This is a genomic window from Methylophaga lonarensis MPL, from assembly GCF_000349205.1.
In the GTDB taxonomy this organism is placed as follows: Bacteria; Pseudomonadota; Gammaproteobacteria; order Nitrosococcales; family Methylophagaceae; genus Methylophaga; species Methylophaga lonarensis.
In genome coordinates this window covers 1-4,580 of the sequence record NZ_APHR01000072.1, presented here as the reverse complement: position 1 = coordinate 4,580, position 4,580 = coordinate 1, and the positions used below count along the sequence as shown (strand labels likewise).

Genomic DNA, 4,580 nt, shown 5'->3' with positions numbered 1-4,580 from the left:
TCAGCGAAGCAGCCGAAGCAGCCGAAGCAGCCGAAGCAGCCGAAGCAGCCGAAGCAGCCGAAGCAGCCGAAGCAGCCGAAGCAACCGAAGCAGCCGAAGCAGCCAAGCTTGATGAGGCGGTCAAAGCTGCAAATCAGCAAGCTGAATTGCCGGATAATGATGAATTGAATGAGTTGCTGGATGAGGCGGCTGAACTTGAACGTAAGTTCTCGAAATTGCGTGCAGAGCAAGGAAAGGGACTTGCGCAAGCAGCTTCAGAACAAGCGGGTTCAGCTTTGCCTGAGGATGAAGAGCTTCAGCAAATGCTTGAAGAGGTGCGTGAACTTCGCCAGCAAGCAGAGCAGGTCAGGCAGGCAAGAATCCTCAGTAAAGAAGAACAACTACAGGATATCCTGTCGAACATCCCGTCTTTCTCGCAAACCAATAAGCCGAAGCGCTAGCAGCGCTTCGGACCTGTCTCTCAAGAATAAATTATTGCAATCATTCCCGGCGAAATCTGTGTTGATTTGGTAGAATCGCCGCACATTTCTCCGGGGTTTTTCATGACAGAACAAGTTCATCAGGTTGCCGTTATCGGCGGCGGGGTTTGCGGAAGCGCATTGCTGTACATGCTCGCCGAGTACACAGACATCAGCGATATTGCATTGGTCGAAAAATATGATGCGGTCGCAAAAGTAAATTCTCATGGTCGCAACAACAGCCAGACCATTCACTGCGGTGATATCGAAACTAATTACACATTAGAAAAAGCCAGCAAAGTTAAAGCCGCAGCGCAAATGTTGGTCAACTTTGCCTGCTTGCAACAGGATCGGGATCAGATCATTTTCAAGTTTCCGAAAATGGTGATTGGTGTTGGCGAACTGGAATGCCAGCAATTAAGGCAGCGTTTCGAGCTCTTTCGTGAAGTTTTTACTGGTATGCAGTTGCTGGAAAAAGCGCAAATCGCCGAAGTTGAACCCAATGTCGTGATGATCAACGGTGAGCTGCGACCAGAACCTTGTGTCGCGTTGGCAGTGCTTGATGAGTATAGCGCTGTTGACTATCAAGCACTGGCGAGTGCCTTTCTCAGAGAGGCGAAAAAGCACTCAGAGAAACACATTAATATGCATTTCAGTGCTCAAGTGGAAGATATCGTCGAACAGGATGGGATCTTCAGCATTATCACTCAAGACAAGGTTATCAAAGCCAAATCAGTCGTGGTATCCGCAGGCGGACATAGTCTGTTGCTGGCTCAAAAAATGGGCTACGGTCTGGAATTTTCCTGTCTGCCGGTTGCGGGAAGTTTCTATTTCACGCCACAAAAACTCAATGGCAAGGTGTATACCGTTCAGAACGATAAGCTCCCGTTTGCCGCGGTTCATGGTGACCCTGATGTGTTGGTGCCTGGCAAGACGCGCTTCGGTCCAACCGCGCTGTTACTTCCGCTACTCGAGCGTTATAACAGCAGGACTTTTTTTGATTTTCTCAGAGTCTTGCGACTGGACAGACAAGTCTTAAAAGTGTTCTGGGACTTATTCAAAGTCCGGGACATTCGCAACTATATTTTGAAAAACTTTTTGTTTGAGATCCCCGGTCTGCGTCGTCGTCTTTTTCTTAAAGATGCCAGAAAGATCGTGCCCTCGCTGCAGCTTGAAGAGGTGGAGTTTGCCAAAGGTTTTGGTGGTGTCAGACCACAACTTATTGATAAAAAACAAGCCAAGCTGATGCTGGGCGAGGCAAAAATTAATCCCGGAACAGGCATTATCTTCAACATGACACCCTCACCGGGCGGCACCAGTTGCCTCGACAATGCTGAAACAGACATGCGTTTGCTGGCAGGTTATTTGTCTGCACAGATTGATGAAGAAAAACTCCAGCAACAGTTGAGAAGCTGATTGAACACGGCTTTGTTCCTGTTAATATTCAACTTATCGCGCTAATTGCCGTTAACCTGCGTGATTTGAGGAGCCCTGTCCAGATGTCGCAATCCTTTTCAAGGCTAAATCATAAAACCAACAATGAAGTTGTGGTTCAGCAACAGCTGTTCACTTTCTTTGTGGAGGACATGATGTTCGGCCTAGACGTCGAGCAAGTATTGATGCTGGGCCAGGATATATCCGCCATTCAACGCCTGCCAGTTGAACAGCGTGGCTTTCTGGGCGTTACCCGCTACCAAGGTGCGGTTGTACCGGTGATTGATTTTGCTCACAGACTCAATATCCGTTCTGGCTATGACGCTCGATTAGAGTTAATCAATTTTCTCAAGCAAACTGAAAGTGCCAGCTGGCACGTGGTGCAGCAACTTGAGCACCATTTGCATCAAGCAGCCAGCATACTCGATGACAGCGACGGGGTTGATGTGCAGGTCTTGGCGCAATGGTGGCAACGCTCCAGAAAACGGGATGAATTACTCGCTGGTTTGCTCACTGAAATGTTGGAATGTGGCCGCAGCTTAAATGAGTCACGCGATACTGTGATAACTCTGCTGCAGGACAAGCAGACGGAGAGTGCTGAGCGAATTATCCTGGCTGATACCAGACCGGCGGTTGAAAACATGAGACGTTTGTGCCGACAGGCAATTGAACATCTTGAATCCGGACTCAGACAGGTGTTGCTGTATCTATCTGATGACGGAAGTACGCCACGCTGTGCACTGCTGATTGACGATGTTAATGACGTATTGAGTTTTGAGAGCAATCAATTTCACCCAGGAAATCAAGCCGCCTTGGCGCAAATTTCGCTGATAGACAAAGTATTGGCAGGTATCTTTACCGCTAAGGATGGCGTGGACTGTCTGTTGCTCGATATCAATAAAATTTCCGGCGATTTGCCGGAGACATTCTAAACCGTACTGTCACCATGTCATCGACCTATATCACCCAGCAGGGTATGTTTCTGTTGAATCAGGAATTGAGTGAACGCTGGTTACGTCGGCGGGAGGTTGTCAAAGCCCTTGCTGCTGCGGCCGCAGAAGGTGATCGATCAGAAAACGCGGAATACATTTACCGAAAAAAAGAATTACGTGAGCTGGACCGACGCATTCGTTATTTGCAAAAACGTTTGCCAGATCTTCAAGTCGTGGACCGCAAGCCGGATGATGCCAATCGGATATTTTTTGCGGCGCGGGTCACACTGGAGTTACAAGATGGGTCACAGGTTAGTTATCGAATCGTCGGGCCTGACGAAATCGATCATGCCAAAGGAAATATCAGCGTTGATTCGCCACTGGCACGAGGCTTATTGGGCAAGCAGGTCGATGATGAGGTCAGGGTTAAAGTCCCTGAAGGCATGTGCGTCTATTACATCGCCAAGGTCAGTTATGAAGAATGACAGCCCTCTCCCAGCGGAAGAGGGCTGAAATAGCGTGCTGCTATTGAGCTGGACGAACGCGGAGAATCTCTCCACTGTCGGTGCCGATATACAACCAGCCTTCAGGGCTCTCGACCAGGCTACGCATGCGCTTACCCAAATCATTAAGGTAGCGGTGTTCTTCAACAGCCTCATTGTTGTCATTCAACACAACCCGGTTCAGATGTTGAAGAGCCATGGCTGCTGACAACAAATCACCCTGCCATTCGCTGAACGCAGTACCTTGATACTGTATTAACGCTCCAGGGGCTGTAGAGGGGGTAAACTCCTTGACGGGTTGTTCCATGCCTTCTTTTTCGGTGCCTTCACCAATGGCAATGGGGGCGTAGTATTCCTTGCCATAAGTGATCACCGGCCAGCCATAGTTCAGCCCGGGTTCGATAAGGTTAATCTCATCGCCACCACGGGGTCCGTGTTCAATTGACCACAATAAGCCGGTTTCCTGATTGAAAAAGACGCCCTGTGGGTTACGGTGTCCATAGCTCCATATTTCTGGCAAGGCATCATCACGTCCTACAAAAGGGTTATCTTCAGGAACAGAGCCATCAAGACGAACGCGCAGAATGGTGCCAATATGGTTGCTGGTGTCTTGCGCTTCGTATCGCTCGCCACGATCTCCGATTGAGAAGAATACATGGCCGTCATTATCAAAACTGATTCGGCTGCCATAGTGTTGATCACTGCCGGTACGAGATTGTGTCACCACTAGATCCTGCCAATCGGTGAGTGTGTTGCTATCCAGCTTGGCGCGCGCCAGTGTGGTCGCACCCTGACCATCTACAGGTTTTGAATAGGTGAAATAGATCCAGCCTGTTTCGGCATGATCAGGTGACAAGGTGACATCCAGCAGTCCGCCCTGACCTCTGGCACGCACTTCAGGTCCGCCCTCGACCGGGTATTGATTGCCTGAATTCAAATCAAGCCGGACGATTTCGCCACCACGCTGGGTAATCAACAAGGAATTGTCGGGTAACACTTCAAGACCCCAGGGAATTCCCAAACCAGAGGCGATGGTTTCCACATCCAATTGAACATCGGCACGTGCAACCGCTGTACTGAAAATCAGCGCACACGATAGTGCCAGCATATTGAAAGGCTTCGTCATTTTATTGCTCCTGCATTGTGAATCATGAACTGCAAGACAACATGGAGCAGCCAGGTTTATCTCTGGCCCAATCGGGTCTTTTGGCTGCAAATTGCTGTCTTTCAGGTTGTTCGTCATAGGGATCTGA

General features: G+C 49.2%; 5 protein-coding genes. 4 read left to right on the top strand and 1 reads right to left on the bottom strand.

The window, feature by feature from the left end; all coding sequences use genetic code 11:
* The 4 genes from MPL1_RS13785 to greB form a co-directional block, all read left to right on the top strand.
* On the top strand, nt 1-440 hold a 440-nt coding region (locus MPL1_RS13785; protein WP_009727370.1), incomplete at its 5' end, for a hypothetical protein.
* Nucleotides 441-542: 102 nt separating this feature from the next.
* The gene (locus MPL1_RS11815; protein WP_009727369.1) at nt 543-1,874 is read left to right on the top strand and encodes an FAD-dependent oxidoreductase; all 1,332 of its coding nucleotides are present in this window, start codon (nt 543-545) and stop codon (nt 1,872-1,874) included.
* An 83-nt stretch (nt 1,875-1,957) separates the two neighbouring features.
* The gene (locus MPL1_RS11810) at nt 1,958-2,824 is read left to right on the top strand and encodes a chemotaxis protein CheW (protein ID WP_009727368.1); all 867 of its coding nucleotides are present in this window, start codon (nt 1,958-1,960) and stop codon (nt 2,822-2,824) included.
* 14 nt (nt 2,825-2,838) lie between these two features.
* Nucleotides 2,839-3,309 (top strand): transcription elongation factor GreB, encoded by a 471-nt coding sequence (gene greB / locus MPL1_RS11805; RefSeq protein WP_009727367.1) that lies wholly within the window; start codon nt 2,839-2,841, stop codon nt 3,307-3,309.
* A gap of 40 nt (nt 3,310-3,349) precedes the next feature.
* Here greB and MPL1_RS11800 read toward each other — a convergent pair whose 3' ends face one another.
* Complete coding sequence (locus tag MPL1_RS11800; RefSeq protein WP_009727366.1) at nt 3,350-4,453, bottom strand: PQQ-dependent sugar dehydrogenase; 1,104 nt, start codon at nt 4,451-4,453, stop codon at nt 3,350-3,352.
* Between the last annotated feature and the right edge of the window lie 127 nt (nt 4,454-4,580).

Bases quoted from the DNA above. Each gene is read 5' to 3' on its own strand.
- MPL1_RS11815 (WP_009727369.1), top strand. From the start codon at position 543: ATGACAGAACAAGTTCATCAGGTTGCCGTTATCGGCGGCGGGGTTTGC.
- MPL1_RS11810 (WP_009727368.1), top strand. From the start codon at position 1,958: ATGTCGCAATCCTTTTCAAGGCTAAATCATAAAACCAACAATGAAGTT.
- greB (WP_009727367.1), top strand. From the start codon at position 2,839: ATGTCATCGACCTATATCACCCAGCAGGGTATGTTTCTGTTGAATCAG.
- MPL1_RS11800 (WP_009727366.1), bottom strand. From the start codon at position 4,453: ATGACGAAGCCTTTCAATATGCTGGCACTATCGTGTGCGCTGATTTTC.